The sequence below is a fragment of the Neobacillus drentensis genome (genome assembly GCF_036966985.1).
Taxonomy (GTDB): Bacteria; Bacillota; Bacilli; order Bacillales; family Cytobacillaceae; genus Neobacillus; species Neobacillus drentensis_E.
Window position 1 is genome coordinate 3751 of sequence record NZ_JBALSN010000436.1, and the last position, 3175, is coordinate 6925.

At 39.5% G+C, this 3175-nt stretch carries 3 protein-coding genes and 1 pseudogene; all 4 read right to left on the reverse strand.

What is annotated here, in order from left to right; genetic code table 11:
• The coding region (locus V7659_RS24445; RefSeq protein WP_335542738.1) for a PAS domain-containing protein at positions 1 to 785 on the reverse strand (785 nt) is incomplete at its 3' end.
• A gap of 81 nt (positions 786 to 866) precedes the next feature.
• On the reverse strand, positions 867 to 2393 hold the full coding sequence (locus tag V7659_RS24450) for a tripartite tricarboxylate transporter permease (protein ID WP_335542736.1): 1527 nt from the start codon (positions 2391 to 2393) through the stop codon (positions 867 to 869).
• 51 nt (positions 2394 to 2444) lie between these two features.
• Positions 2445 to 2900: a tripartite tricarboxylate transporter TctB family protein gene (locus V7659_RS24455; RefSeq protein WP_335542737.1), complete on the reverse strand. Its 456-nt coding sequence runs from the start codon at positions 2898 to 2900 to the stop codon at positions 2445 to 2447.
• 69 nt (positions 2901 to 2969) lie between these two features.
• Positions 2970 to 3175, reverse strand: a pseudogene (locus tag V7659_RS24460) (tripartite tricarboxylate transporter substrate binding protein); the annotation flags it as partial.

Genomic DNA, 3175 nt, shown 5'->3' on the forward strand with positions numbered 1-3175 from the left:
AGATACGTATTTTCAATGACATCTTCAATCTTCTTTCCACGAAGAAGAACGTTACTCGGAACATTGAGAATTTTATGTGCTGTTTCATTGACGACGGTTATTCGTCCATTCGTATCGATGGCAATAATTCCCTCATGAATTGATTCTAAGATGGCATGTTTCTCTTGGTACATCCATGCGATTTCTTTCGGTTCAAGGCCAAAAATAGCTCTTTTAATATTTAACGAGATTAATAATGCCGCCAGTAATCCTCCTAGTAAAATAATCATCGTGGTAATAAAAATTTTCCGTCGTATCTTTGCTACTTCTTTTTCAATATCCGTTTGAAGATAGCCTACTGAAACGACACCAATTACTTTTCCATCACTAAAAATAGGCGCTTTCCCTCTTAGGGATGGACCAAGGGTTCCGATTGACTCAGAGATAACCGATTCCCCTTTAAAGACACGTTCATTATCTCCGCCCACCATTTTTTGTCCTAAACGGTTAGGATCGGGATGAGAATAGCGAATCTCCTGGCGATTACCGATAACAATAAATTCCGCACCAACCTGTTTTCGAATTTTTTCGGCAATTGGTTGAATAATAGCAGCGGGGTTTTTACTAGAAAAAGCTTTTTGTATCTCTGGCATATTTGAAATGGACTGAGCCACGGATAAAGCCTTCGTTCCTTTTTCATGCTTTAGATTGGACTCCATTATATTTTTAAAAGTTAGTTCGAAAATCCCGCCAATGAGGATAATTACTATAAAAATGCCTAGCATTAATTTCGTATGTAATCGCATACAAGCACCTCTACTTCTATCATATAGAAAAAAACTCCTTAAAAAAAGGAGTTTTTTGCAATAATCAGAACTTTTTGAATGTCAAGCTTCTTCGTTTATGACAACATTCTTTCCTCTCATCTTCATTACTACCGGGATAGCCAGCCAAAGAACCGTCATAATTAAGAATCCTAATGAAATCGGACGAGTGAAAAATGGTCCAAAATCTCCATTGAAAATAGTTAAGGCCCGACGAAGATTATTCTCAACCATCGGCCCCAGAACAAGTCCTAACACTAACGGGGCAATCGGATAATCATGTTTGTTTAAAAAATAGCCAATGACACCGCAGGCTAATAATAGTAAAAGGTCATATATTGAGACTTGAACCGCATAAACACCGAAAATAGAGATCGCAATTATAATAGGGATTAAATACCGCTTCGGGGTCTGAATGATCTTTGCAAACACCTTTACGAGCGGAAGGTTAAGTATGAGAAGCATGATATTTCCAATAAACATACTTGCAATCAACCCCCATGCTACTTGGGGATGATCTTCAAATAATAACGGACCTGGCTGAACATTGTACATCATCAGTGCCCCCATTAGGATGGCTGTTGTACCCGAGCCTGGAATTCCTAATGTTAATAATGGGATCATTGCTCCGCCAGAGGCCGCATTGTTGGCCGATTCTGGCGCTGCCACACCAGCAATGGCCCCCTTTCCAAATTTAGATGGGTCTTTAGCGATTTTCTTTTCTAATATGTAAGAAAAAAAGGATGCTAGAGTCGCTCCCGCTCCGGGTAAAATCCCGATAAAGAATCCTAAGAAAGAGCCCCTGACGATTGGTGCAGCTGATTCTTTCAACTCTTCTTTTGAGGGGATTAAATTATTAATCTTTGCCATTTGTGTATCTTCTTCTTCTTTTTCTAAGATCGTTTTGAAAACCTCACCTAAGGCAAACAAGCCTACCGCAATCGTCAAGAATTCAATTCCTTGATATAACCAAGGGATGTCAAAGGTAAACCGACCAATTCCTGAAACATTGTCAATTCCGATCGTAGCAAGCAGCAGCCCACATACCGTCATAATCAATGCTTTCGTAACGGACTTACCTGCCAACCCACTAACAGCTCCAAGTCCTAAGAGCATAAGCGAGAAATATTCAGCAGGACCAAATTTAAGAGCAAGAGTTGACAATGGTTTCGCCAAAACAATAAGGGCAATTAATGTCACGATTCCCGCCACAAACGACCCAATCGCGGCAATTGACAAAGCACTCCCTGCCCTTCCTTTCTTAGCCATTTGGTAACCATCTAATGTGGTCACTACGGACGATGACTCTCCAGGAGTATTTAATAGAATAGAAGTAGTCGATCCTCCATACATAGCCCCGTAGTATACACCAGCAAGGAGAATAATAGCACTCGTGGCCGCCTGCTCAGGAGGAAGACCTCCCGTAATGGAAGCGGTAACAGGAATAAGCAAGGCAACACCGCTCATCGGACCAATCCCTGGTAACACACCAACAGCAGTCCCAATTAATACCCCAACAAAAGCAAAAATCAAATTATACCAAATAAGTGCAGAACCAAAACCGTGCAACAAATAATCCAGAGTATTCATTCTATTTCCCCCTTTCACTCTAAAAAATATGGTGCTGACACCATGATCTAATCAATTAAACCAAATAGGCCAACCTGGAAGTGTTCCTTTTAGTACTTCGACAAATATGAAATAGACAAAGGCAGAGAAACCTCCTGAAATGAGTAGCGAGGTAATCCATTTTCCTCGTTCCATTGTCTGAAAGCAGACAAAAAGAAATAGAAAGGTTGTGATTACATAGCCTACGGATTCTAGTGTCAAAATATAAACGAGAGTAGCTATAAATATGATGATAAAAGGCTTGTACTGCAATTTTTCTTTTTCCTTCTCCTGCTTTTTTCCATTAAAGGTTTCATAGAATAAGCGAATACTTAAAATCACTAACAGACCCCCGAGAAAAAATGGAAAGATATCCGGACCAACTACACTCCCATAAGAGGAGCTGGCAATATTCCTGCTTCCGATAATAAATAAGGTTCCTACAGTTAGAAACAATATAGCAGCAATGCGATCAAATTTAATGTCCATCTGAATCCCTCCAATCCGTTTATAATAAAAAATGAAAGGGAAGGAGAAAGTCCTTCCTTCCCTCTTTGATTACTTCTGCATTCCTAAAGCTTCTAATAATTGTTGAACTTGTGTTTCTTGGTCTTCTAAGAATTTTTTAAAATCTGCACCGTTTTTATATTCTAACTCCCACCCTTGTGTCTCGACTTCCTTCTTCCATTCAGGTGATTGGACTAATTTATCAATTGTTTTTTCCCAATATGATTTTGCTTCTGCTGACATTTTTTCTCGTCCAA

Bases quoted from the DNA above. Each gene is read 5' to 3' on its own strand.
- V7659_RS24450 (WP_335542736.1), bottom strand. From the start codon at position 2,393: ATGAATACTCTGGATTATTTGTTGCACGGTTTTGGTTCTGCACTTATT.
- V7659_RS24455 (WP_335542737.1), bottom strand. From the start codon at position 2,900: ATGGACATTAAATTTGATCGCATTGCTGCTATATTGTTTCTAACTGTA.